We start from the raw sequence: 24,461 nt of genomic DNA on the forward strand, positions 1-24,461 counted from the left end.
AGGAGGGGTCATATGACCGACATCACAATCGACCAAGCCACAGGCACATGGACCGTCCGCGCAGGCGGCGCCGTCATCGGCGAAAGCCAACACGCGCTGGAGTTGACCGAAGACGGGCGCCCGCCCGTCATCTACTTCCCCCGCGCCGACATAGCGACTGCATTCCTTGACCCCAGTGCGCACAGCACCGTCTGCCCCGCCAAAGGCACGGCCAGCTATTTTTCAATCGTTACGAAAAGCCGCACCATCCAAGATGCCGCCTGGTGTTATGAGGCCCCCAACGCCGAAATGGACCAAATCAAGGGCCATCTCGCCTTCCACACCGGCGATCTCGTCACGGTCGAGCGGGTCTAGCCGCCGCCCACATTCTTCTTGCTAAAAATATCCTGGGGGAGCGTTGAATTCCGTCGGAATTCAACGCGTGGGGGCAAAGCCCCCGCTACTCCGCCCCATTGTGCGCTACGCGTGATCCTCGCGCGATATTGCCGCCAGCGCCAGATTGAACGCCTTCAACGCGTCCACATGGTACAGAACACCCTTATATTCGGGCGGCGCATTCGCCTCGGCCTGCGCAATTACCGGCACATAATTCACCGAATGGGCGTCAAAGACCGGCATTGCCGCCTCAAGCGTTGCGCCGATGTCGATATATATCCCTTTTTCGATCATGGCGCGGCATACATCCTCGGACGGGGCACTGTCATCGCCTGCGCGGCGCATCAGCCCCACCACCGCCGTAACCGACAATAGATACGCCTGTGGCCCCTCAGCCAAATGGATGCCCCTCCGCTTCAGCTGGTTCAGGAAAAACGACCGCGTCACCAGCCGCGTGCCCAGCGCGGTCGAGGTCGACACCGCCACCATCACCGCAAGGCCGGTCTGCCAGTCTCCGGTCAGCTCGAACACAATCAGCGTGGTCGAAATCGGCGCGCCCAGCACGGCGGCGGCAACCGCGCCCATCCCGGCCAGTGCATATATCGTGTGTGCGCCCGACACGTCGGGAAAAACGGATGTCGCGATCAACCCAAAGGCCAGGCCGGTCAGCGCGCCCAGCATCAGCGAGGGCGAAAAAATCCCGCCGCCCATCCGGCCGCCCAGCGTGATCGCCACCGCCGCCACTTTCAGCACGGCAAACACGATCGCCTCGTTCAGCAGCAGATCACCGGTCAGCGCCGCCGATGTCGTCTCGTAACCAACGCCGATGATATGCGGAAAGGCAATCGCCAACCCGCCGAGCATCGCACCCGCGATGGCCGGGCGCAGCCAGCCGGGGATATGCAGGCGGCGACACAGAACGTCGCCCAGATCCTCGGCAAAGAAAACCGACCGGATCAGGGCAGCCGCCACCACACCACACACGAGGCCCAGCACCAGAAAGGCCGGCAATTCGACATAGAACTCCAGCGCCGAGGCCACCGGCAGCGTGAATTCGGTGATATCGCCAAATTCCATCCGGTTGATGACCGTACCCGCCACACTGGCGATGGCAATCGGCGCGAAGCCATTGACAGTGAACCGGCGCAGCACCACCTCCATCGCAAACAGCGCGCCCGCAATAGGCGCGTTGAACGATGCCGATACCGCCGCCGCCACCGCGCAGCCCAGCAGGTCGCGCCCGGTCACGCCGTTTGCGTTGATCCGCGTGCTGACCCATGTGGCGATCACGCCCGCCAGATGGACCACCGGCCCCTCCCGTCCCGAGGACCCGCCCGTGCCCAGCGTGATCAGCGACGCCGCCGCCGAGGCAAGCCCGGCCCGCCGCTCGACCCGGCCATTGTTCAGCGCGGCGCCAGCAATCACATCGGCCACCGCACGTACCTTGCCGTCGGGTGTAAACCGGGTGAGGATGATTCCCACCGCCAACCCACCGAGGATGGGTATCGTCAGAATCCAATACCACGGCAGCGCCTGTGCAAAAGTGTTCAGGTGCTGGGGATCGTCCACCCGGTACAGAAGCACCTGCAACCAATTGATTCCCTTGCGAAAGAGCAGCGCGGCAAACCCGGCGACGATCCCGATGAAAAGCGCGATCAACCAGAACTGGAACTGGCTGGGTCCGCGCGCCAACAATACTTGCCACGCATGGCGCATCGCGCGCTGCATGTCCGACAGCGTGCGCGCGGCAAAAGAGGGGTCAGGCGTGCTCATGTGTCATGTCTGGTCCCGAAAGGCAGGATAAAAGGGCGCGGCAGCCGAGGCATCATGCCCGCAGGGCCGCCCCAATCCTAGCGCAAATTGGCGCGCGGGGTAACAGTCTTTCGAATGGCGGACCATGTTCTGCATCTATTGCCCCTTTGAAATGACGCGGAAATATGGATGAATCTCTGGTCTGGATACGGGGTCTTCGCTGGTCGCAAATGTCGCACGCGCATGAAAGTGCTTGCCCTACCGCCCAAGGGCGGTAATCGTGAGATTATGCTGTCGCGTATTCTCGACTTCCTCAAGGAACATCCATCGGATCCTTTGCCGGACCCGGACGCGCGCCTTGCGCTGGGGGCCCTGATGGTGCGCGTGATCAAATCCGACAACCACTACGACGCTGAGAAGAGTGTCCGCATCGACGCGATTCTGGCGCGAATGAACGGGCTGGGTCCGGTCGATGCTGCCAAGATGCGCACCACCTGCGAAAAGATCGAGGCCGAAGCGCCTTCGACCCGTAAATTCGCGCTGTTGATCCGCGAAACCGTCAGCTACGAGGCCCGCATCGAGGCGCTCGAGGCGCTGTGGCGGGTCATATTGGCAGACGGCAAGCCAAGCGCGCCAGAAATGGCCGTCGTCACTCGGGTCCGCGAGGCGCTGGGCCTCAGCAAGGCTGATTGCGACGCCGCGCAGGAGCGTGCCGCGCCGCTTTGATCCGCGCCATTCCTGCGACAACCGCGTTTAGTGTTTTGACCTCGCCGCGCCCCACGCTATACGTCATTCATGATTGCAAATATCCTCAAGCGTCTCAGTGGCGCCGACCCCACTCCGATGACCGAAACCGATGCGCGTCTCGCGCTGGCCGCGCTGTTGGTGCGCGCCGCGCGCACCGATGGCTACTATGCCCCGGCCGAGATCGACCGCATCGACCGCATTCTGTCCGCGCGCTATGATCTGGGCGCGGACGCCGCCGCCAGCCTGCGTCGCCAAGGCGAAGCAACCGAGGCCGACGCGCCCGACACGGTCCGCTTTACCCGCGCGATCAAGGACGCTGTGCCCTACGAGCATCGCACCAAGGTTGTCGAAGCATTGTGGCAGGTCGTTCTGGCCGATGGCGAACGGGCCGATCCGGAAAACGCATTGCTGCGAATGACGGCCAGCCTGCTGGGCGTCAGCGATATCGATAGCGCCGCCGCGCGCCAGCGCGTTCAGGCGGCAAATCGCTAGCCCCGAGTGATCGCCAGCCTGCCGATGTATGACCGCGCTGAAACGGCGCCGATGCTAGATACCTTATGGTCGGAAATCCGCGCGCGCCTGCCGTTCGAGTCCCCCACCGCACTGACGCGTGGCGGCGATCTCTGGAGTGACTGGTGTGATCCCAATCTCATTTTGTCGCAAACCTGCGGCTATCCGTTTCGCACGCGCCTGTCCGGACGGGTGCAACTGATCGGCGCGCCGGATTGCCGCCTGCCCGGCTGCCCGCCCGGCCACTACAACAGCGTATTTATCGTGCGCGCGGACGATCCGCGGCAGGGGCTTGCCGCCTTTGGCGCGGCGCGCTTTGCCTATAGCGAGGCGCTGTCGCAATCAGGCTGGGCTGCACCGCAAAACCACGCAGCATCGCTCGGCTTTGAATTCACGCAGCCGATCTGCACAGGTGGCCATCGTCACTCAGCACGGGCCGTCGCAGATGGTCGCGCCGATATCGCGGCCATTGACGCACTCAGTTGGCGGCTGATGCTGCAATTTGATCCACACGTTGCGCAACTGCGCGAAATCGGACGCACGACGCCTACGCCGACCCTGCCCTTCATCACGGGGCCGGGCCGCGATGCCGGTGTCATCCGCGCCGCCTTGATGGGCGCGATCGCCGCCTTGGGCCCCGCCCGGCGCGATGCGCTGTCGCTGTATGGCCTGGTTCAGGTACCAGCGACGGCCTACCACGCCGTGCCCAATCCCCCCCCGCCATCGCCGGAACCCGCGCAGGCCTGACGTCACGGATGTCCGGTTGCAGGACTGGATTGTTCACTACATCGCCCGGCGATTTGCCCCTGCGGGAGGATAGCCAGAAGGGCGATATCCCGTTCAATTGCGTCCGTCCGCAGGGTTTGACCATGGTGCTCCAACAGTTCAGCCTTTGAGCGATGGACCCCGGCGCGCCGTCGGCGCGCATCTTTCCTGCCACGCCTGATTCGAAACCATGTACAAACAATGCGGCAGGAGATTGTCGTCATGGGCAAGATTTCGGAATCCGATCATTGGAAAACCTGTCTCGACAAGGTTTGAATTACCTTGTCCTAAACCCCTTGCCCGACCGCTTTGGCTGGGATACGCTCTAATTTGATCAAATTATGAGGCCCCTTGTGACCGTGCCCCACCCCTCGCTTACCGCCGAGCCCGAGAAGACGACCATCGGCATACTATTGACGGGTCACTCACCCGATGAGATCAAGGCCGATCTGGGCGATTATGACAGCATGTTCGCCGATCTGCTGAAGGGCCACGGCCTGAGCTACCGTACCTACGCGGTGGTTGACGGCGAATTCCCGCATCGCGCGAACGAATGCGACGGCTGGCTCATCACCGGCTCCAAGTATGGCGCCTATGAGCCGCATGACTGGATTCCCCCGCTGGAGCGGTTCATCCGCGATGTCTATGAAGACGGACGACCGATGGTGGGCGTTTGTTTTGGCCACCAGATCATCGCGCAGGCGATGGGCGGCACGGTCGAAAAATACGCGCATGGCTGGGCCGTGGGCCGACATGATTACATCATCGACGGTCAGCCCATGGCGCTGAACGCGTGGCATCAGGATCAGGTGACACAGCTACCGCAGGGCGCCACGGTGATCGGGCGGAACGAATTTTGCGACAATGCCGCCCTGCTTTACGGCGACCGCATCCTGACGATCCAGCCACATCCCGAACACACCGCCGAATTCGTCGGCCGCCTGATCGAAAGCCGGGGGCGCGGGCTGGTCCCGGACGACCTTTTGGACGCCGCCATCGCCGGGCTGGACAAGCCTACACAACATCAAACAATGGCCCACCGCATGGCGGCCTTCCTGAAAAGAGGTGCCTGAAATGGCCGACTGGACCGACAATCTGCCCGAAGCGGCGCGCGACTATCTGGAGGGCAAGCGCCTGGACGAGGTCGAGTGCATCATCTCGGATCTGCCCGGCATTGCGCGGGGCAAGGCCCTGCCTGCCTCGAAATTCGCCAAGCAAAAGCACTTCCACCTGCCCGATTCGATCTTTTTTCAGACCATCACGGGCGACTGGGGCGAGGCCGCGGGCGAGACCGGGTTCATCGAGCAGGATATGATCCTGGTGCCGGACATGACCACCGCCAGCGCCGCGCCCTGGACAGGGGACTGGACTCTTCAGGTGATCCATGACGCCTATGACCGCGACATGAAGCCGATCCCGTTTTCACCGCGCAACGTGCTGAAACGCGTGGTCGAGGCCTATGCCGAACGCGGTCTGGTCCCCGTCGTCGCCCCCGAGATGGAGTTCTATCTGGTCGCGCGCAACACCGATCCCGGTCAGGCGATCCAGCCGATGATGGGCCGCTCGGGCCGCCCCGCCGCAGCGCGGCAGGCCTATTCCATGACCGCGGTGGACGAATTCGGCCCCGTCATCGACGACATCTACGATTTCGCCGAGGCGCAGGGATTCGAGATCGACGGCATCACCCAAGAGGGCGGCGCCGGCCAGCTGGAAATCAATCTGGCCCATGGCGATCCGATCCAGCTGGCCGACGAGGTTTTCTACTTCAAACGGCTCATCCGCGAGGCGGCGATGCGACACAACTGCTTTGCCACCTTCATGGCCAAGCCCATCGCGGAAGAGCCGGGATCGGCCATGCATATCCACCACTCGATATTGGACAGCACCACCGGCAAAAACGTCTTTTCCGACGATGACGGCAATGAAACGGACGCGTTCTATCACTTTATCGGCGGAATGCAGCGCCACCTGCCCAGCGCCATCGCGGTGCTGGCACCCTACGTCAATTCCTACCGCCGCTACGTCAAGGATCACGCGGCGCCGATCAACCTGGACTGGGGCCGCGACAACCGCACGACGGGCATCCGCGTGCCATTGGCGGGCCCCGAGGCGCGGCGCGTGGAAAACCGGCTGGCCGGGATGGATTGCAACCCTTACCTGGGCATTGCCGTCAGTCTGGCCTGCGGCCTTCTGGGCCTTGAGGAACAGCAGATGCCCGAGCCGGAATGCAAGACCGACAGCTATCAGGGGGATGGTCAGGCCGACGTGCCCCCGGTTCTGGGCGATGCGCTGGATCTGTTCGACGAGGCGCCCGAGTTGCACGCGCTGCTGGGGCCGGAATTCGCCCGCGTCTATTCAATCGTCAAGCGGGCCGAATATGAGGAATTCCTTCAGGTCATTTCCCCTTGGGAGCGTGAACATCTGCTGCTAAACGTCTGATATCATGGCGCTGAACCTTCTGCACAGCAACGACCGCGCCGGGCAATATCCCACCAGCTGGTACGCAGCCACGGCGAACGCCCTGCCGGAATTTGCACCGCTGACCGGCGAGGTGCGCGCCGATGTGGTCGTGATCGGCGCTGGTTACACCGGCCTGTCGGCCGCGCTGCATCTGGCCGAGGCGGGCATGGACGTTGCCCTGATCGAAGCGCAGCGCATAGGCTTTGGCGCGTCAGGGCGCAATGGCGGGCAATTGGGCAGTGGCCAGCGCATGGAGCAGACCGGCCTAGAGCGGCTGGTGGGCGGTGCTGACGCCGTCAAGCTATGGGAACTGGCCGAGGACGCCAAAACCCTCGTCAAGTCATTGATCGAAAGACATGAAATCGATTGTTATCTGGCGCCCGGCGTGGCCCACGCCTGTTTCAGTGCCAAGGAGGCCGCGCACGAGCATACCTATGCGGACCATCTGGCAGATCGCTATGGGTATGACCAGATTCAGAAACTGGACACGGAGCAAATGCATGCGCTTTGCCCCTCGCCCGCCTATCACGGCGGGGTGCTGGACATGGGCGCGGCGCATCTACACCCGTTGCGCTATGCCTTGGGCCTTGCCCGCGCGGCAAAGAGGGCGGGCGTGCGCATCTACGAGCGCAGCGAAGTCACCGCGATCGACGAGGGCGCGCGCGCGGTCATTCATACCAAGGACGGTCGGATCAGCGCCGATCACGTCATCCTTGCCTGCAACGGCTATCTTGGCGAGCTGAACGGCAAGGTTGCCAGCCGGGTCATGCCGATCAACAATTTCATCGCCGCCACCAAACCCTTGGGCGACGAGGTGGCGCGCGTTCTGACACAGGATGTCGCCGTTGCGGATACGAAATTCGTCGTGAATTATTTCCGCCTCAGCCACGACAAGCGGTTGCTGTTCGGCGGCGGCGAAAGCTATGGCTACCGCTTTCCGTCAGATATCGCGGCGCTGGTGCGCAAACCGATGGCGCAGATTTTTCCGCATCTGCGCGATGTGCAGATTGACTATGCTTGGGGCGGCACGCTGGCCATCACGATCCAGCGGATGCCCTATGTTGCCCGGCTGGCGCCCAATATCCTCAGCGCGTCGGGCTATTCGGGCCACGGCGTCGGCACCGCGACCCATGCGGGGCAACTGATGGCAATGGCGGTGCGCGGTCAGGCGGACGGGTTCGACACCATGGCGCGGGTGCCGTGCACGCCGTTTCCGGGCGGATCGGCACTGCGCACACCGCTGCTTATGCTGGCAATGACGTGGTATTCGCTGCGCGACCGGCTGGGCGTGTGAACCTCAGAAAATCGCGGCGACGTCATACATCACCGGCTCGAAACTGCGGCACAGGCCATGGATATCGCGGTTGCGGCGGCGCATTTCATCCGAACGCAACATCGCCTGAAAATCCTCGCGACGTTTCCATTGCGAATAGTTGGCGATGCGCGTCTGCGCGTCGTTTATATGCAGGCCCGCCGCGATAAATCCGGGCTGAAGCGAGATGAATTTATCATAGGCATCCGTCAGCGCATCCAGAAGGTCCTGGGCGGTGCCGGGGGTCATATCGAACGTTGTCAAAACGGTCTGATGCGGGCTGGGAAACTGAATCTGGGGCATGGACACTCTCCTTTGTGACATTTCAGCCTAGCACCGGGACGGGCTTGCGCAAAGCGGCAGAGCATTAAAGCGTTTCGCCTTAAACTTGAGGTACTCACTTAAGGCGAAACGCAGTGATTCAGGTTTTTCGCGAAACGCCTTAACCATTCATTTACCAAGTTTAACGATTGTAGAGCGATGCGCCCGGCCCACGCCCTGCCCTTTGCCCTATGCTGTTTGCTGGCATGGCTCGCTGCCGGACCGGCGCGCGCGGGCGCGTGGCTGCGCGCTGAGGGCGACGGATTTTCCTCGTGGAGCATCAAGGTGCAGGACGGGGCCGACTCCAAGGGATACAGCACGCTTTATGCCGAATACGGGCTGAACCCGGACCTGACCGGGGGGCTGGATATCGGCAGCGACGAGACGGGCGATTACAAGGCGCTGGCCTTTGTCCTGATGCCGATCCGCCGCGACACCCTGCATGTCGCGTTCCAACTGGCCGCCGGCGCCATTGCGAACGATCCGGCCCTACGGCCGGGCATTTCGGTCGGCCGGGGACTGCGCATCGGCGGGCTGGATGGTTGGGCCAATGTCGACCTGCGCGCCCCCATCACGCCAGGCGACGTGGACCTGGCCATCGACGCGACGCTGGGCCTGACCGTCTGGGAGGGGACCAAGATGATTTGGCAACTGCAACAGGGTGGTGCACCACATGCGCCCGATTTTCTGCGCGCCACCGCATCGGTTGTCTGGCAGGTCTCGGCGGGCCGCCATATCGAGGTCGGCACAACAACCAGCCTGATAAATGCCGAGGATTTCGGTCTTCAGATCGGGATCTGGAAAACCTTCTGATCAAATCGCTGCTTGGTTTGTGCTTTCGCGCAGGTAGGTATATTGTTCAGGAAAAACGAAATGTCCCTTCGGAAAAGGTGAAACATGACCGCGAGCACCCTGCCCCCCAACACATACGACGCCGAACCCATCCCCGACGCCGCCCGCGCCGCGATCGACGCCATGCTGCAATCGGGGGATCTGTTTCGATACACTGCCCCCGAGGATTCGCCTGTCGCCCTGCTGGAACGTGAATTTGCGCACAGCTTGGGGTCGCGCTATGCGCTGGCGGTGTCCAGCTGCTCGGCCGCACTGTTCCTGTCGCTCAAGGCGCTGGACCTGCCACATGGCGCGCGCGTGCTGATCCCGGCCTTTACCTTTGCTGCGGTGCCATCGTCGATCATGCACGCAGATTGCGTGCCGGTTCTGTGCGAGGTCGGGGATAATTACCGCATCGACATGGCCGATTTCGAGGCGCGGCTGGACGGCGATATCAGCGCGGTCATCATCAGCCACATGCGCGGGCACACGTCCGACATGGACGCTATCATGGCGCTGTGCAATGCGCGGGATATCCCGGTGATCGAGGACGCCGCCCATTCGCTGGGCACCACATGGCATGGGCGCAACATCGGCACGATCGGGCGGATCGGGTGCTTTTCGTTTCAGTCCTACAAGCTGCTGAACGCAGGCGAAGGTGGGATCATGATTACCGACGACGCCGATCTGGTGGCGCGCGCAATCATCATGTCAGGCGCTTATGAGCATAACTGGGCCAAACATCTGGCCCACGGCGACAACGCGCTGAAGGACGCCTTCGGTCGCTGGCAAAACAAGCTGCCGCTCTACAACCTACGCCTGAACAACCTGAGCGCGGCGATCATCCGCCCCCAACTGAACGAAATCCCGCGCCGCGTGCGTGATGGGCGCGCGGGGCACGACCACGTCGCCGCCTTGCTGGAGCAGAGCCCGTGGCTGAGCGTGCCTGCGCCGCTGGCGCCCGAAGAACGCGCGCCCGATTCGATCCAGTTCAATCTGGTGGGCATGGACGAGGACGCGGCACGCGCCTTTGCGGATGCAGCCGCCCAGCGCGGGGTCAAGGTGCAGATCTTCGGGCAGAGCCGCGACAATGCGCGCGCCTTCTGGAACTGGCAGTTCATCCCCGGCGATGTGCCGGAATTGCCGAAAACGCGCGCCATGCTGGCGCGGGCCTGCGACACCCGCCTGCCCGCCCGCCTGACACGCGACCAGCAGGACGCAATCGCGGGTGCGATACTGGGTGCGGTGGAGGATGTGATGGGACAGGCGAAGGCCTATGGCACCTGACCGCGCTTGAAAATCGGCGGTCGCGCGCGGTGCGCCCGCCGGGATTTAGGTATTTCAACCAAGAAAAAGCCGCGGCGGCACGTTACAGCACCGTCAGCGCGTCCTTTAGGAAGGGATAGCGCGCCAGTGCCGGGGTGACGATGGCCTCTTGCAGGATCGGCTTGAGCGCGGCGGCCACATCGGCGGGCATGGATTGCAAAATGTCCTTGCGCGCCGTCAGCGTGATGGTGCGCGTCAGCGGCTGAAACGGCAAAGGCAGCACGTCGATCTGATCGGCAAAGCGGCGCGCACGCATCAGTGCCAGTGGCGGCAGGATAGTCCAGCCACTGCCCTGCCCGACAAGGGCGAGGATGGCGTGATAGCTGTCCAGCTCGAACCGGTGGGGCAGCACGACATTCTGGCGCGCAAGATGTGACGTGATAAGTCGGCCCATGTAGTGGGCTTGAGTGTACTGCACCAGCGGCAGGCGGCGCAGTTGGCCGAGCATGTCAGCCCCCGCATCGATGACACCGCGCGGCGCAGCGACGACGAACCCCTCGCGCAGCAGCGGATGGGTTTCGGCCCATTCGGGCGCCGTGCCCAGCTGCGCGGCGACGATCACATCAAGGTTGCGCGCATCCAAGCGGTCCTGAAGCATATGGCTGGCGCCGGTTTCCAGCTGGAACCGACAGGAGATCAGGCGATCCGCCATATGGGTCAGCAGGCGGGGCGTGACGTCCGCCTCGAAATCCTCGATCATGCCGAGGCGGAAGAGAGTCAGGGTGGTGAGGTCCGACGCTGCCAGCTCGGCCCGGGCCTGCGCGGCCTCGTTCAGGATCGTCTGGGCGCGGCGATGCATGATCTCGCCCGCGCGGGTCAGGCGCAGAGGGCGCGCGCTGCGCTCCAGCAGGGGGGCGCCGACGGCGGTTTCCAGATTGCTGAGCTGCTGGCTGATCGTGGATGCGCAGGTGCCAAGGCGCCGAGCGGCAGCGGAAATCGAGCGTTCATCGGCCGCCGCCATGAACACCTCGATCCCCCATAGCGTGATCCGGCCGGGACTGCCCGCCATGGCCGGTTACTTGCCCATGCGCGATAGCTGCTGCTGAAGGGCGGCCAGCTGCGCCTTGATCTCATCGAGGTCGCGGTCAGGCGTCGGCTCGCGCGTGCTGGATGCGGGCGCCCCGCCGAGGCCGCCAAGCCCGCCGGTCATGGCCTTCATAAACGCCTCCTGCTGGATGCGCATAGCCTCCATGCCGGGCATCTTGGCCATCGGGGTGGCCTGCGTCATGTTCTCCAGCAGCTTTGATTGCCCGTCGCGCAGCATTTCGAAGCTGGCGGCGAGGAATTCGGGAACGACGCTGCCGGCCTGGGTTGTGTAGCTGCGCACCAGATCATTGAGCACGTTGATCGGCAGGACATTTTCGCCCCGGCTTTCGTGTTCAGCGATGATCTGAAGCAAGTATTGGCGTGTCAGGTCGTCGCCCGATTTCAGGTCGATGATCTGCACGTCGCGTCCGTCGCGGATGAACTGGCTGATATCCTCAAGCGTGACGTAATCGGACGTTTCGGTATTGTAGAGGCGGCGGCTGGCGTAGCGTTTGATCAGCAGCGGCTTGTCAGTATCGGCCAAGGGCGGCTCTCCCAATAAAATGCAGCGGTGCAGCATAGCCTAGTCGCTGCGCGTGCAAAAAGAAAGGGCGAGCCGCATAGCGGCCCGCCCGATTGATGTCGCGCCCTCAGGGAGGAGGGAAGAGCGCGATATCAGCTGCGAATTACTTCGCAGCGTTGGTTGCCTTGGCGGCAGCCTTGGACATGTCGTCGGTCGCCTTCTTGACGGCCTGCGACGCGTCTTCCTGCAGGTCGCGGCCTGCCGACATCATCAGTTCGACGGTCTCGGTCTGGACCTTCTTGGCGATTTCAGCGAAAGCGGCCATGTTCTCGGCGGCGACTTCGGCGTTAGCCGAAGCGAAATCGCTGATTGCCTTGGCGTAGTCGGCCGGATCGGTCTTGGCTTTGGACATTTCGGCCATCTTCTCGAGGGTCGATTTGGTCCATGCGTTCTGGATCTCGGCAGATTTCTCGGCGGCGCTCAGTGCAACGCTCGACAGTTTCTCGCCCAGTGCGGCCTGGTTCTTGAACGAATCTTCCATCGACTTGGTGTCGACGGGGAATGCGCCCATCATGTCTTTCATCATCGTGTTCATGTCTTGTGTCTTGTTAGCCATGGTGTAGCTCCTTTGCTGGTGGCGGAAGGTGCTCCGCCTATGCTGCGTCTGCAAACAATATGGATGCTGCATTGCGGCATTTCAAGGGTTTTTTCTGCACCGCAGCATTTTATTCGAAACTATCAGCCAAGGCGTTGACGATGCGTGATTTTCACCGCCCGGCGCGCTTGCGCACATAGTCCCCGGGCGCGTCAGCAAGGGCGGGATGGTCCGAATCACCGGGCTCGCGCGCGGGCACCTCATCGCCCGAACGAGGGCGCAGCCATGCCTCCCACCGCGGCCACCAGCTACCTTCGGTGAAGGTGGCGGCGTCCTTCCAGGTAGCGGCATCGCCGGACCAGTCGCCATTGGTATAGTGACCGTATTTCTTCTTGCTGGGCGGATTGACGATGCCGGCGATATGCCCCGACTGGGACACGATAAACGTCCGGTCCTTTGAGGCCACCTGTCGCATGCCACGATAGCAGTCCTTCCATGGCGCGATGTGGTCCGTCTCGCAGGTGACGGCCACAAGCGGCACGTCGACATCGGACAGGCGCAGCGTTTCGCCCAGCAATTCAAACCCATCCCCGGCAAAGCGGTTCTGCTGGCACAAACCGCGCAGATATTGCCGCGTCATCCGGCCCGGCAGGTTCGCCCCGTCACCGTTCCAATACAGCAGATCAAAAGCGGGGGGCGCCTCGCCCAGCATGTAACTGCGGATTGCAGGCGTGTAGATCAGATCGTTCGAGCGCAAGAAGCTCATCGTGCGGCCCAGGATAAACGCGCGCAGGATACCCTGCGCCTCGATCTCGGCCTCGATGCCGTCGACGAAATCATCCTGAAGAAAGGGCGTGAATTCGCCCTGATTGTCGAAATCGGTCAGCGCTGTGAAAAAGGTGGCGGAGTTGACCGATTTATCACCGCGTGCCTTCAGCAGCGCCAGCGTCAGCGCCAGCGTGGTGCCGGCGATGCAGTAGCCGACGGCGTTTACCTTGGCGGCGCCGGTGATCGCGCGGACCTCGCGGATGGCGGCAAGGTAGCCATCTTCGATATACTGCTCCATCCCGACATCGGCATGGCTGACATCCGGGTTGACCCATGAAACCACGAACAGCGTATAGCCCTGCTCGGTGATCCATTTGATCAGGCTGTTCTGTTCCTTGAGGTCGAGAATGTAGAATTTGTTGATCCAGGGGGGGAAGATGATCAACGGGATTTCGCGCACCTTCCCGGTTGTGGGCGCGTACTGAATCAGCTCCATCATGTCGTTGCGATAGACAACCTTGCCCGGAGTAGTGGCAATATTGCCACCCAGCTGAAAGGCGTTTTCGTCGGCAAGGCGCACGACCATTTCGCCATCATTCGCCTCAAGATCGGCAACGAGGTTTTCCAGCCCCTTGACCAGGCTTTCGCCCTCGGTCGCCACGGCCTTTTCCAGCGCGTCGGGGTTGGTGCCCAGAAAATTGGTTGGCGCCATCATATCGATGATCTGGCGCGAGAAGTAATCGAGCCGTTTTTTCTCGACCGGGTCCAGATCATCGACCTCGGCCACGGCATCGGCCACGGCCCGCGCGTTCAGCTCGTATTGCTCGCGGACGTAACGAAAAAAGGGGTTCGTGGACCATAGCGGATTGGAAAACCGCTTGTCGCGGGGCGCCCCTTCCTCCTCTGCGGGGGGCGTACCGGTCAGCATCATCTGCTGGGCCTGCATGAACTGGCGCACGGACTGCCCCCAATATTCCAGCTGATGTTCGTACAGCTTGGCGGGGTTCTCCAGCGCCTCGCTCCAGTAGGACGCGGCGGCCTTGGCAAACAGGTCCTGCGAGGGGGCATTCAGCGTGGGATTGGCCGGATTGCGATGTGACAATGCTGCGATCAGACGCTTCGAAAGCGTCTCGACAAGAGCCAGATTCGCTGTCATGCGGTCCAATGTTTCGCCCTGATTTTCGTCCGAGCTCTGCTGATTTGTTGCCATCTTGATCATTTCACCCTAAGTTTCTGCTACGCAGCATTTCGTCGCAGCATTTCGTCGCCACGTCTCGGCCAGGTCGGCCAAGCGCCCGCGGCACACAATAATAGGGCTAACCGCCCTGAAGGAGTCTCATGCGCTACATGGCCACCTATGACATGATGGAAACAATGCGCAACGCCAATCAATGGCTGGGGGCGACCGCCCTATCATTCGCATCCTACCCCATATTCAGCATGACGCCAAACCCTGCTTTTCAGTGGATATCAGCCTGGGGCGAGGTAACAGAACGCACCTTTGACCGGATGGTGAAAAAACCCGACTGGGGCATTCGTACCTTTACCTGTGACGACGGCAGGGATCACCTGGTCAGCATCGACACCATCGTCGAAAAGCCGTTCGGCAATCTGATCCAGTTCGCCGTTCCGGGCCGCAAGCCAATGAAACGACGCGTTCTTCTGATCGCACCGATGTCAGGCCATTACGCAACCCTGCTGCGCTCAACCGTCAAAAGCCTGCTGGTCCATTGCGAGGTCTTCATCACCGACTGGCACAATGCCCGCGACATTCCCGTAAGTGCCGGCAAGTTCGACGTCGAGGATTACACGCTCTACCTGACGGAATTCATGCGCGAAATGGGGCCTGACACCCATGTGATTGCTGTGTGTCAGCCCGTTCCGCTGGCGCTGGCCGCCACCGCGCTTCTGGCCGAGGACGAGCCGGAGGCACAGCCGCGCTCGCTTACGCTGATCGGCGGACCGGTCGACCCTGATGCGAACCCGACCGAGGTCACGGATTTCGGCCGCCGCGTCACCATGGGCCAGCTGGGAGAGACGATGACGCAGCGTGTCGGGTTCAAATATCCCGGCGTCGGGCGCATGGTCTATCCCGGCCTTCTGCAACTGAGTTCTTTCATCTCGATGAACAGCGAAAAGCACGCCAAGGCGTTCAGCGAACAGATCGCGCGCGTCGCCAAGGGCGAAGGCGGCGATTACGACCGGCACAACCGGTTCTATGACGAATACCTGTCGGTGATGGACATGCCTGCCGAATTCTACCTCTCGACGGTGGAGCGGATCTTCAAGGGCCTTGAGATCGCCAACAACGAATTCACGATCAACGGCCGCCGCGTCGATATCGGCAAGATCACGACCGTCGCGGTCAAGACAGTCGAAGGCGGACAGGACGATATATCGGCGCCCGGACAGTGCATCGCGGCGCTGGACTTGTTGACCGGCCTGCCCGATTCGAAAAAGGCCAGCCATGTCGAACCTGACGCAGGCCATTACGGCATTTTCGCCGGACGCAGCTGGCGCAACAATATCCGCCCGCTCGTGCTGGACTTCATCGACCGCAACAGCGGCCCCGATGCGCCTGCGCCCAAGGACGAGGTACCCAAAGCGGCCAACGCCGACGCGGCGATGAAAGTGACGGCAGCGCAAGACGCGCAGGCCAAGGACGAGGCGCCCAAAGCGGCCAACGCCGACGCGGCGATGAAAGTGACGGCAGCGCAAGACGCGCAGGGCAAGGGCAAGTATCGCTCAAAATCAGGCGCCAAGTCGAAGTTCAATGGTAAAACTGCTGGGCGCTCTGGACGCTGATCCTGCCACTTGACAATGCAGACATGGCCCCGCTCCTGCGGGGCCTAACGCGGCACCTGCCGCAGCCAGCCGCGTAGCGCCTCTGTGGTGGCATCGGGCTGTTCCAGTGTGGGCAGATGGCTCGCGCCCTTGATCACGCTGAATTGGGCATAAGGGATCAGATCGGCAAGAAAGCTGTGACGTTTAACGTCTGTTTTCCCGTCATGCTCACCGCACAGGACCAATGCAGGCACCTTGCACCGGCGCAGTTCCGCCTGATAGTCGCGTCGCCGCTGCATCGCCCGGACCTGCCGCGTAATCACGTCGGCGCCCAGATGATCGGCCATGTCCCGCACCAGCGCAATCAACTCTGAGCGCATCGGGCCGGGGGCCAACATGTCCGGCCTCAGCAGGCCATCGACCATCCCAGTCATGTTGCCGGTACGCCCCTTGATAATGACCGGCTCCAGATCGGCGGCAGATTCCGGCGTTTCGGCAAAGGCGCTCGCGCCGATCAGCGCGATCCGCGCCACCCGGTCCGGCGCACGGCGCAGCAGGTCCATCACCACGGCGCCCCCCAGGCCGAGCCCCGCAATGGCGAATTTGCGCGGCAACACATCCAGCAGGTTCGACGCGACCTCTTCGATCCGGTCGCCGCCGGTTATGGGGGCGACGGTCACCGCGTGGCTCTTGCTGAAGGCGGCCAGCTGCGGGCCGAACACCCGCGCATCACACATGACGTCCGGCAGCAGAACAAGGGGCTCGTTCATGGGTTGTCCTCTCGCTCAGGGCCGGATCGCGCGCACAGTCGCACACGCCGCGCCAGCGTCAACCGGCAGATGGACAGGCCGGATAGGCAATGCCGCGAAAGGGCGGGAAATCGGCATAGCGGGCGCGCCGCGCCTCCGGCGCTTCCTGCGGTGCAACGCCTGCACGCAGCAAAAGGCCCCTTGGAGCGATATAGCTGGAAATGGTGCGTAGCGGCTTCATGCTCCAGGTTAAGTTCATCGCGCAGAGCTTTGGAAAGAAATATATTTCTGAATACTCCAGATGATCATGCAGCCACCACGCCAGATCGCGCCAGTCGCGGCCACGGTCATATTGATCGGCAAACCACGGGATAACCAGGGACGTGCAGGCGCCCGGTGCGGCGCCTATCCCGTCCCAGATATGCGAGCCTTGATTGGCGGCGTTCCGCGCACAGTTCAGCCCGTTCTCGTTGCCAAACCGATTCAGCACCGCCGAGCGATAGCCCGAGCGGATGGCAATGCGCCCGAATGTCTCTTGCAGCGGGTCCAGCAGCGTCTGGCACAGCGCGCGGCCATGTTCGATAGCGATATCGGGGCGGTCCGGAATGTTGGGGATGCCGTGGATGCTGCCGATCTCGGAATACAGAAAGTCGCGCATGTAGAAATGACGGCTCAGCCGCACGCGCCCCAGATCCTCCAGCCCTCGCATGCTGCGGGGCCGCCGCATCAGCCTGCCGCCTGCGCCGTCACCTCGTCCAGCGCCGCCTCGATCAGATCCAGACAGTCAGGCGTGGAAAAGCGGTGATCGGCCCCGGCCACCAATGTCAGGCGCATATCCGGCCCCTTGGCATGATCCAAAAGCGATAATGCAACGGACCTATCCACATCTTTATCCGCCGTTCCTTGCAGAAAGCGAACAGGGAAGGGTAATTCCAGCTTATCGCGTAAAACAAGGTTCTTGCGCCCGTCCTCGATCAGATTTCGGGTGATCGTATAGGGCGCATCATAGTCGCTGGGCATGAATATGCGCCCCTGCCGCATCAGCTTGGCGCGCTCGATCTCATTCATTCCGGCCCACATGCTGTCTTCGGTAAAATCGGGCGCGGCAGCGATGGTCACCAGGCCCGCCAACCACTGTGGCATCATGCGCGCGATCAGCAGCGCGATCCAGCCGCCCATGGACGAGCCGATCAGGATCTGCGGTCCTTCGGTGTGCGCCTCAATCGCCGCAACCGCATCGGCCACCCAGTCGCTGATGCACCCGTCCTCAAACGCACCGGAGGATGCGCCATGGCCGGAATAATCCAGCCGCAGAAACGCCCTGCCCCGCGCAATCGCGGCCGCCTGCATATGCACGGCCTTTGTGCCCTCCATGTCCGACATGAAACCACCGAGGAACACGATTCCCGGCCCCGCGCCATCGGTGCGATGATAGGCGATACGCCGACCTTGCGGCGTATCGAGATACCCTGGCTTCTGGTCGCTCATGGCTGTCCCCTTAAAACTGCGCGGCTGCAATGTCACAGCCTGCGCCGCGCGTTGCAAGGGGGCGTTTTAGCCGCTGACGTAGGGTGTCTTGCTGGGGCGAAAGAACACCTTTTGATTGTGCAGGCGTCCCAGCAATTCGTCGATCTCGCGGATCGTCCGGCCCGCGATGGGCGCGTCCGCTTCCGGGCCTTCCGGCATGCTCAACCGCCGTTTGGACTGGCGCAGCGCGTCTTCGATCAGCTCCATATCAGCGACGGTCAGTTCGATATTCGGATTGTAATGGGTCATTCTGGGCCCTCCTCCTGGGGGTGTTCACGTCACCAGCCTATCCGCGCGCCGCGTCATCTCCAACGGCAATCGTACTGTGCCCGCCTTGACAGCCGCGCGGGGCGGCGGCAAAAGGGCCGCTTACCCGCAACCGGGCGCACGCGTAGGCGCCAAACCGACGAGGAGCGCCGAAAATGGCCCAAATCTCCCTGACATTTCCCGATGGCAACGCCCGCGAATACGCCCCCGGTATCACCCCCGGCGAGGTCGCTGCGGATATCTCCAAATCGCTAGGCAAAAAGGCGATTTCGGCCAGTATCGACGGCCAGCACTGGGATCTGCAATGGCCCATCACTGCCGACGCCGCCATCGCCATCCACACCATGCAGGACGAGGCGCAGGCGAATGAGCTGCTGCGCCACGATCTGGCCCATGTCATGGCCCGCGCCGTGCAGGAAATCTGGTCCGATGTAAAAGTCACGATCGGCCCGGTGATCGAAAACGGCTGGTACTATGATTTCGACCGCAAAGAGCCTTTCACGCCCGAAGATCTGGGTCTGATCGAGAAGAAGATGCGCGACATCATCGCAGCGCGCGATCCCGTCCGCACCGAAGTCTGGGACCGCCCCCGCGCGATCCAGCACTACACGGACGCTGGCGAACCCTTCAAGGTCGAATTGATCGAGGCGATTCCCGGCGACGAGCCCCTGCGCATGTACTGGCACGGCGACTGGCAGGATCTGTGCCGTGGCCCGCATCTGCAAAACACCGGCCAACTGCCCGGCGACGCGTTCAAATTGATGAGCGTCGCAGGCGCCTATTGGCGCGGTGATTCCAAGCGCGAGATGCTGCAGCGCATCTATGGCGTGGCGTTCAGCTCCAAGGAAAAGCTGAAGGCGCATCTGCACATGCTGGAGGAGGCCGCGAAACGCGACCACCGCAAGCTGGGCCGCGAGATGAACCTGTTCCACATGCAGGAGGAAGCCCCCGGTCAGGTCTTCTGGCACCCGAACGGCTGGACGATCTACACCGAATTGCAGGACTACATGCGTCGCAAGCAGCGTGCAGGTGGCTATCAGGAAATCAACACACCCCAGGTCGTCGACCGCAAGCTGTGGGAGGCGTCGGGCCACTGGGAAAAGTACCAGGACCACATGTTCATCGTCGAGGTCGAGGAGGAACATGCCCGCGAAAAGGCCGTGAACGCCCTGAAACCGATGAACTGCCCCTGCCATGTGCAGGTGTTCAATCAGGGCCTGAAATCCTACCGCGATCTGCCCCTGCGGCTGGCCGAATTCGGCTCGTGCTCGCGCTACGAGCCGTCAGGCGCGCTGCACGGTATCATGCGCGTACGCGGGTTCACGCAAGACGACGCACATATCTTCTGCACCGAGGACCAGATCGAAGGGGAATGCGCGAAGTTCATCAACTTCCTCGCCGATATCTATGCCGATCTTGGCTTCGAGCAGTTCGAGATCAAATTCGCCACCCGCCCCGAAGTGCGCGTCGGCAGTGACGAAAGCTGGGACCACGTCGAAAGCGCACTGGAAGGCGCGATCAAGGCCACGGGCCGCGATTTCACGCTGGAGCCGGGCGATGGCGCATTCTACGGGCCGAAACTGGACTTCTACCTGACCGACGCGATCGGACGGACATGGCAATGCGGCACCTTTCAGGTGGATCCCAACCTGCCCGAACGTTTGGGCGCCACATATATTGCCGCCGACGGCAGCAAGCAGCGGCCCTACATGCTGCACCGCGCCACCTTGGGCAGTTTCGAGCGGTTCATCGGCATCCTGATCGAGGAACACGCCGGCAAGCTACCGTTCTGGCTGGCCCCGCGTCAGGTGGTGGTCGCCTCGATCGTGTCAGAGGCAGATGAATATGTGCAGGAGGTCGTCGCGGCGCTGCAAGCCGCAGGCGTGCGCGCCGAGGCCGATGTGCGCAACGAGAAGATCAACTACAAGGTCCGCGAACATTCCGTCGGCAAGGTGCCCGTCATCCTGGCCTGCGGACACCGCGAGATCGAGGATCGCACCGTGTCGCTGCGTCGGCTTGGCGAAAAGCAGTCCAGCGTGCGACCTTTGGACGAGGTCACCCAAGAGCTGGGCCGTGAGGCTACGGCGCCCGATCAATTGTAGCGCAGCCGCGACCTGCGCGGTTGCGCCGCGCAGGTCGCCCAACACTCATGCGTCTTGCAAAAATCTGACGGCGGCGCTGGCGCTCGATTATCCGGCGTCCGGCCTGCTCACGCTATTCCAACCCTCGGTCGGGACCAACCCGCTGATATTCTCGTGCCACCCGGGCGGCGGCTTATGCCCGCCCCAGCTAAACTTACTGCACATGCCAACGGCACTGATCGGGCGCCTGATTCGCCAATCATGGATCGGCTGGTTCAGGCCCGAGTGAGCGCCGCCTGCACGTCCTTGCCCCACCCCAGATAATACGTCCCGCCCGCGTCGATCAGCGGTCGCTTCATCAGCGCGGGGTGCCGCCCGATCAGATCCAGCGGCGCATGCGCCCGTTCGCCCTCGGGCATATTGCGCCACGTGGTGGAGCGTGTGTTGACCAACGCCGCGCCGAACTGGGCCAGCGCGGCGGCCAGTGTATCCCCCGGCACCGGGGCCTCGCGCACGTCTTGCAGGGTGGCATCCGGCAGCGCCTTGGCTGCCTTGCGGCATGTGTCGCAGTTTTTGAGCCCGTAGATGATCATGAAACCCTCGCAATCAAGGCGCCTCAATCGCGGCGCCCTGCCCTTGTCCCACCGATTCGCCGCCGGTTCCAGCCGGGCCAGCGCGCTTTTGCTTGATTTTTGCACGAGCCATGCAAAAATCAGTGCCGCAGCGGCGGCGAGATGCAGAGAATCCTCGCGGCATCGCCCCCGCGGCTGCTTGGCCCGGCAACCGCCCGGGTGCGCAGACAAGAAGGAGAAGCGGCATGCCGACTGGCACCGTGAAGTGGTTCAATACAACCAAAGGGTATGGATTCATCGCCCCCGACGACGGCGGCAAGGATGTGTTCGTTCACATCTCGGCCGTGGAACGCTCGGGGTTGACCGGACTGGCAGACAACCAAAAGGTCGCATTCGAGTTGCAAGAGGGACGCGACGGACGCCAGATCGCGGCGGATATCCAACCGCTCTGACCGGTCCTGCAACGCGGCGGTTCGGTCGCATTTTGGGCCATGCGAATGGCCGATACGAAAAAGGCGGCCCGCAACCGGGCCGCCTCGGTATGCAGTCAGGCTGGTGTCACTCGCTTTTGCCGGCGTGGTCGCCATGCTCCATATCGTGGTCCATTTTGGCGCCGTCTCCGGGCATCCGCTCCAGATCGACGGGTATCTCCACAACCAAGTCGCCTGCCTTCTCAAAGGTCAGCGTGACGGATACCGTGGCCCCCTGCTCCAGCGGCGACGTGAGGCCCATCATCATCACATGCTTGCCACCGCGCTCCAGGCTCAGCGTGCCTTCGGCGGGCAGATCAAAACCCTCCTCGACATGCATCATCTTCATCACGCCATCATCGCCTTCGACATGTGTGTGAAGCTGGACAAGGTCGGCCGCAGGTGATGCGGCGTTGATCAGGCGGTCGGCCTCGCCATGGTTGACGATCTGCATGAAGGCCGCGCCGGTCTTGGCAGTGGGCGCGGCACTGCGCGCATAAGGGTCAGCGATCTCGATGCTTCCGGCAAAGGCAGGCATCGCAAAGACGATTGCCGCAGTTGCGGCGAGTGTGCGGAATGTGAAAGACATCAGTCTCTCCTTTATGTGGTCGGTTGATAAAGGGTATTACAGCTCAGGCCTCGGCGGGCGGTGACCTTGCCGAGGGGCGCACACCCGCCAGTGACGCGGCATGCGCTGTGATCCGCTGCACCGGCAGCCGCGAAACGCGCGGACAGTGCGGCGGCAACGAAGCCTGCGGCAGATCAACGCTGAGCGCTGCCAGCACGCAGTCCGGGCAGATATGCACAGGGCCCAGCGGCGCACCATCCTTGCCCGTCACCACGCGCACCGGCCCAGAGCCGGTGCATATCTCGATCATTCCCGCCGGACCGGGCGCCACGCGCAACTGCGCCATAGCTTGCCCGCTAAGGGTCAAAGACAGCGCAAGCACGACGGCAGCAATGATGTTAAATCTCCGGCTCATATGCCGAATATGCCCCGCCCCTGCATCAGAGGGAAGAGCGCAAAGGAAAACGGCCCTGCCGCAAGCGGTAGGGCCGTCCCAAAAACTATGCGACACATCAGCGCGGATCAGGCGGTAACTGCCTGCGCCTTTGCAATTTCTTTCTTGACCTTCAGCGCGGTGGGCGAAAGCTCCACATCCTTCGCTTTGGCAAGATAGGCGTCCAAACCACCGCGGTGATCGACGCTACGCAGCGCATGCGCGCTGATGCGCAGCTTGATGCCGCGGTTCAGCGTCTCGGACTGCAGCGTCACGTCGTTCAGGTTCGGCAAATACCGACGCTTGGTCTTGTTATTGGCGTGGCTGGAGTTATTGCCAACCATCGGGCCTTTTCCGGTCAATTCGCAACGGCGCGACATGGTGTCATCCTCGTCTTACAGGTGAAGGCCAGTCGGCCTATTTTTTCAGCGGTCCTGAGTATAACCACTCTAAACCGACGGACGCCGCCCAAAGGCCGCGCCCGAAATTATGTTGCCGGTGGATAGGCGGAATCGGCTTGCCCGTCAAGGCCCACCCCCGCCTTTTGCACCCAACTGCACCAAAAGAGATTCGACGCCTTCGGCGAGGATATTTTAAGCAAGAAGAAAGCGCGCCCGCTCGTTCTTCTTGCCGTCAAATATCCTGGGGAGGAGCCGCATCGCGGCGGAGGGGCAACGCCCCTCATTGCGCGGATCGTGGCGCACCAATCCGTTCGAGAAGGTCCGCAGCGGCAATCGCAGGCGTCGTCAGCCCCTGCGCCACCTCTTCGCCCAACTCACGCATCGCTGTGCGGGCGGGGGGCGTGTCGAGCTGCGCGAGAAGCGCTTGGCGCACCTCCTCCTGAAACCAATAGCGCGCCTGCGCCGACCGCCGCGCAGCCCAGTGGCCATTTTCGCGCCGCCAGCCGGTCAGAGCCTCCATTTCGGTCCAGGCAGCCTCCAATCCGGTATCCTCCAGCGCCGATACCATCATCGCCTTGGGGAATCCCTTGGGGTCTTGCGGGCGCTTGCGCAGCAGGCGCAGGGCGCCCGAATAGTCGGCACAGGTGCGGCTGGCTGCCGCCTTTAGATCGCCATCGGCCTTGTTGATCAGGATGATATCGGCAATTTCCATGATGCCGCGCTTGACGCCCTGCAATTCGTCGCCGCCAGCGGGCGCCAGCAGCAACACAAAGAGATCCGACATTTCGGCCACGACCGTTTCGGACTGACCAACGCCCACGGTTTCGATCAGCACCACGTCAAACCCCGCCGCCTCGCACAGCGCCACCGCCTCGCGCGAGCGGCGGCCGACACCGCCCAGATGCGTCTGGCTGGGTGACGGGCGAATAAAGGCATTTGGATCGCGGCTGAGCAGATCCATCCGAGTCTTGTCGCCCAGGATCGACCCCCCGGACCGGGATGAACTGGGATCGACCGCCAGCACCGCGACGCGCAGCCCCTGCGCCGTCAACATGCCGCCGAATCCCTCGATAAAAGTCGACTTACCCACCCCCGGCGTGCCGGAAAGGCCGATGCGCAGCGCCTCGCGCGGCGCGCCATTTGCCCGCGTCAGCGCCTCGATCAGCTGGGCGGCGGCGGCGCGGTGATCGGCGCGGGTGCTTTCGACCAATGTAATCGCGCGTGACAATGCGCGTCGATCCCCTTTGACAATCCCGCTCTCAAGCTGTGCAATGTCGATGGTCATGGCTGCTCTTGTC

General features: G+C 62.6%; 27 protein-coding genes. 12 read left to right on the forward strand and 15 right to left on the reverse strand.

All coding sequences use genetic code 11. The features are described 5' to 3' along the window. Nucleotides 1-12: 12 nt before the first annotated feature. Complete coding sequence (locus FGD77_RS18715; protein ID WP_255012470.1) at nucleotides 13-354, forward strand: DUF427 domain-containing protein; 342 nt, start codon at nucleotides 13-15, stop codon at nucleotides 352-354. 105 nt (nucleotides 355-459) lie between these two features. On the opposite strand, the gene FGD77_RS18720 is transcribed toward FGD77_RS18715, so the two are convergent. Next, nucleotides 460-2,148: a chloride channel protein gene (locus FGD77_RS18720; RefSeq protein ID WP_255012473.1), complete on the reverse strand. Its 1,689-nt coding sequence runs from the start codon at nucleotides 2,146-2,148 to the stop codon at nucleotides 460-462. Between the two features lie 222 nt (nucleotides 2,149-2,370). Between FGD77_RS18720 and FGD77_RS18725 the strand changes: the two genes are divergently transcribed. The 6 genes from FGD77_RS18725 (at nucleotide 2,371) to FGD77_RS18750 (ending at nucleotide 7,903) form a co-directional block, all read left to right on the forward strand. Continuing rightward, nucleotides 2,371-2,853 (forward strand): TerB family tellurite resistance protein, encoded by a 483-nt coding sequence (locus FGD77_RS18725; RefSeq protein ID WP_255012476.1) that lies wholly within the window; start codon nucleotides 2,371-2,373, stop codon nucleotides 2,851-2,853. Between the two features lie 69 nt (nucleotides 2,854-2,922). Beyond that, entirely contained in the window at nucleotides 2,923-3,366 is a 444-nt protein-coding gene (locus FGD77_RS18730; protein WP_255012478.1) for a TerB family tellurite resistance protein, read from the forward strand. 51 nt (nucleotides 3,367-3,417) lie between these two features. Next, entirely contained in the window at nucleotides 3,418-4,131 is a 714-nt protein-coding gene (locus tag FGD77_RS18735; protein ID WP_255012480.1) for a phosphate/phosphite/phosphonate ABC transporter substrate-binding protein, read from the forward strand. A 371-nt stretch (nucleotides 4,132-4,502) separates the two neighbouring features. Beyond that, nucleotides 4,503-5,222 carry a type 1 glutamine amidotransferase gene (locus FGD77_RS18740; RefSeq protein WP_255012482.1) on the forward strand — a complete coding sequence of 240 codons (720 nt, stop codon included), beginning with the start codon at nucleotides 4,503-4,505 and terminating at the stop codon, nucleotides 5,220-5,222. A 1-nt stretch (nucleotide 5,223) separates the two neighbouring features. Further along, nucleotides 5,224-6,588 (forward strand): glutamine synthetase family protein, encoded by a 1,365-nt coding sequence (locus tag FGD77_RS18745; RefSeq protein WP_255012484.1) that lies wholly within the window; start codon nucleotides 5,224-5,226, stop codon nucleotides 6,586-6,588. 4 nt (nucleotides 6,589-6,592) lie between these two features. Beyond that, nucleotides 6,593-7,903, forward strand: coding sequence for an FAD-binding oxidoreductase (locus tag FGD77_RS18750; RefSeq protein WP_255012487.1), 1,311 nt, complete (start codon nucleotides 6,593-6,595; stop codon nucleotides 7,901-7,903). Between the two features lie 3 nt (nucleotides 7,904-7,906). On the opposite strand, the gene FGD77_RS18755 is transcribed toward FGD77_RS18750, so the two are convergent. Further along, nucleotides 7,907-8,224, reverse strand: a complete 318-nt coding sequence (locus FGD77_RS18755; RefSeq protein WP_255012490.1) for an antibiotic biosynthesis monooxygenase — start codon at nucleotides 8,222-8,224, stop codon at nucleotides 7,907-7,909. Between the two features lie 177 nt (nucleotides 8,225-8,401). On the opposite strand from FGD77_RS18755, the gene FGD77_RS18760 reads away from it, so the two are divergent. Both FGD77_RS18760 and FGD77_RS18765 read left to right on the forward strand, forming a co-directional pair. Beyond that, nucleotides 8,402-9,055 (forward strand): hypothetical protein, encoded by a 654-nt coding sequence (locus FGD77_RS18760; RefSeq protein ID WP_255012493.1) that lies wholly within the window; start codon nucleotides 8,402-8,404, stop codon nucleotides 9,053-9,055. A gap of 84 nt (nucleotides 9,056-9,139) precedes the next feature. After that, nucleotides 9,140-10,360, forward strand: coding sequence for a DegT/DnrJ/EryC1/StrS aminotransferase family protein (locus tag FGD77_RS18765; RefSeq protein ID WP_255012496.1), 1,221 nt, complete (start codon nucleotides 9,140-9,142; stop codon nucleotides 10,358-10,360). An 82-nt stretch (nucleotides 10,361-10,442) separates the two neighbouring features. Here FGD77_RS18765 and FGD77_RS18770 read toward each other — a convergent pair whose 3' ends face one another. From FGD77_RS18770 to FGD77_RS18785, 4 genes are all read right to left on the reverse strand, one after another. Further along, nucleotides 10,443-11,408, reverse strand: a complete 966-nt coding sequence (locus FGD77_RS18770) for a LysR family transcriptional regulator (protein ID WP_255012498.1) — start codon at nucleotides 11,406-11,408, stop codon at nucleotides 10,443-10,445. A gap of 6 nt (nucleotides 11,409-11,414) precedes the next feature. Then, on the reverse strand, nucleotides 11,415-11,969 hold the full coding sequence (gene phaR, locus FGD77_RS18775) for a polyhydroxyalkanoate synthesis repressor PhaR (RefSeq protein WP_255012501.1): 555 nt from the start codon (nucleotides 11,967-11,969) through the stop codon (nucleotides 11,415-11,417). A 142-nt stretch (nucleotides 11,970-12,111) separates the two neighbouring features. Further along, the gene (locus FGD77_RS18780) at nucleotides 12,112-12,564 is read right to left on the reverse strand and encodes a phasin family protein (RefSeq protein ID WP_255012504.1); all 453 of its coding nucleotides are present in this window, start codon (nucleotides 12,562-12,564) and stop codon (nucleotides 12,112-12,114) included. A gap of 151 nt (nucleotides 12,565-12,715) precedes the next feature. Further along, nucleotides 12,716-14,521, reverse strand: coding sequence for an alpha/beta hydrolase (locus FGD77_RS18785; protein WP_255012507.1), 1,806 nt, complete (start codon nucleotides 14,519-14,521; stop codon nucleotides 12,716-12,718). Between the two features lie 128 nt (nucleotides 14,522-14,649). Between FGD77_RS18785 and phaZ the strand changes: the two genes are divergently transcribed. After that, a complete protein-coding gene (phaZ, locus tag FGD77_RS18790) occupies nucleotides 14,650-16,116 on the forward strand; it encodes a polyhydroxyalkanoate depolymerase (protein WP_255012510.1) in 1,467 nt (488 codons plus the stop codon). A gap of 44 nt (nucleotides 16,117-16,160) precedes the next feature. On the opposite strand, the gene FGD77_RS18795 is transcribed toward phaZ, so the two are convergent. The 4 genes from FGD77_RS18795 to FGD77_RS18810 form a co-directional block, all read right to left on the reverse strand. After that, nucleotides 16,161-16,865, reverse strand: coding sequence for an alpha/beta fold hydrolase (locus FGD77_RS18795; RefSeq protein WP_255012513.1), 705 nt, complete (start codon nucleotides 16,863-16,865; stop codon nucleotides 16,161-16,163). Nucleotides 16,866-16,923: 58 nt separating this feature from the next. Continuing rightward, a complete protein-coding gene (locus tag FGD77_RS18800) occupies nucleotides 16,924-17,553 on the reverse strand; it encodes a hypothetical protein (RefSeq protein WP_255014321.1) in 630 nt (209 codons plus the stop codon). 17 nt (nucleotides 17,554-17,570) lie between these two features. Next, the gene (locus FGD77_RS18805; protein ID WP_255012516.1) at nucleotides 17,571-18,332 is read right to left on the reverse strand and encodes an alpha/beta fold hydrolase; all 762 of its coding nucleotides are present in this window, start codon (nucleotides 18,330-18,332) and stop codon (nucleotides 17,571-17,573) included. Between the two features lie 66 nt (nucleotides 18,333-18,398). Next, complete coding sequence (locus tag FGD77_RS18810; RefSeq protein WP_255012519.1) at nucleotides 18,399-18,620, reverse strand: hypothetical protein; 222 nt, start codon at nucleotides 18,618-18,620, stop codon at nucleotides 18,399-18,401. Nucleotides 18,621-18,793: 173 nt separating this feature from the next. Here FGD77_RS18810 and thrS point away from each other — a divergent pair, with 173 nt between their 5' ends. Next, on the forward strand, nucleotides 18,794-20,740 hold the full coding sequence (gene thrS / locus FGD77_RS18815) for a threonine--tRNA ligase (RefSeq protein ID WP_255012522.1): 1,947 nt from the start codon (nucleotides 18,794-18,796) through the stop codon (nucleotides 20,738-20,740). Between the two features lie 254 nt (nucleotides 20,741-20,994). Here the strand turns inward: thrS and FGD77_RS18820 are convergent, their stop codons facing one another. Continuing rightward, a complete protein-coding gene (locus tag FGD77_RS18820) occupies nucleotides 20,995-21,312 on the reverse strand; it encodes an arsenate reductase family protein (protein WP_255014323.1) in 318 nt (105 codons plus the stop codon). Nucleotides 21,313-21,536: 224 nt separating this feature from the next. Between FGD77_RS18820 and FGD77_RS18825 the strand changes: the two genes are divergently transcribed. Next, complete coding sequence (locus FGD77_RS18825) at nucleotides 21,537-21,743, forward strand: cold-shock protein (protein ID WP_255012526.1); 207 nt, start codon at nucleotides 21,537-21,539, stop codon at nucleotides 21,741-21,743. Between the two features lie 106 nt (nucleotides 21,744-21,849). Here FGD77_RS18825 and FGD77_RS18830 read toward each other — a convergent pair whose 3' ends face one another. The 4 genes from FGD77_RS18830 to meaB form a co-directional block, all read right to left on the reverse strand. Further along, a complete protein-coding gene (locus FGD77_RS18830; protein ID WP_255012530.1) occupies nucleotides 21,850-22,350 on the reverse strand; it encodes a copper chaperone PCu(A)C in 501 nt (166 codons plus the stop codon). A gap of 43 nt (nucleotides 22,351-22,393) precedes the next feature. Continuing rightward, nucleotides 22,394-22,744 (reverse strand): hypothetical protein, encoded by a 351-nt coding sequence (locus FGD77_RS18835; protein WP_255012532.1) that lies wholly within the window; start codon nucleotides 22,742-22,744, stop codon nucleotides 22,394-22,396. A gap of 107 nt (nucleotides 22,745-22,851) precedes the next feature. After that, nucleotides 22,852-23,142, reverse strand: coding sequence for a 50S ribosomal protein L28 (gene rpmB, locus FGD77_RS18840; protein ID WP_255012534.1), 291 nt, complete (start codon nucleotides 23,140-23,142; stop codon nucleotides 22,852-22,854). Between the two features lie 301 nt (nucleotides 23,143-23,443). After that, the gene (gene meaB / locus FGD77_RS18845; RefSeq protein WP_255012536.1) at nucleotides 23,444-24,448 is read right to left on the reverse strand and encodes a methylmalonyl Co-A mutase-associated GTPase MeaB; all 1,005 of its coding nucleotides are present in this window, start codon (nucleotides 24,446-24,448) and stop codon (nucleotides 23,444-23,446) included. Between the last annotated feature and the right edge of the window lie 13 nt (nucleotides 24,449-24,461).

This window comes from Roseovarius sp. M141 (assembly GCF_024355225.1).
Taxonomy (GTDB): Bacteria; Pseudomonadota; Alphaproteobacteria; order Rhodobacterales; family Rhodobacteraceae; genus Roseovarius.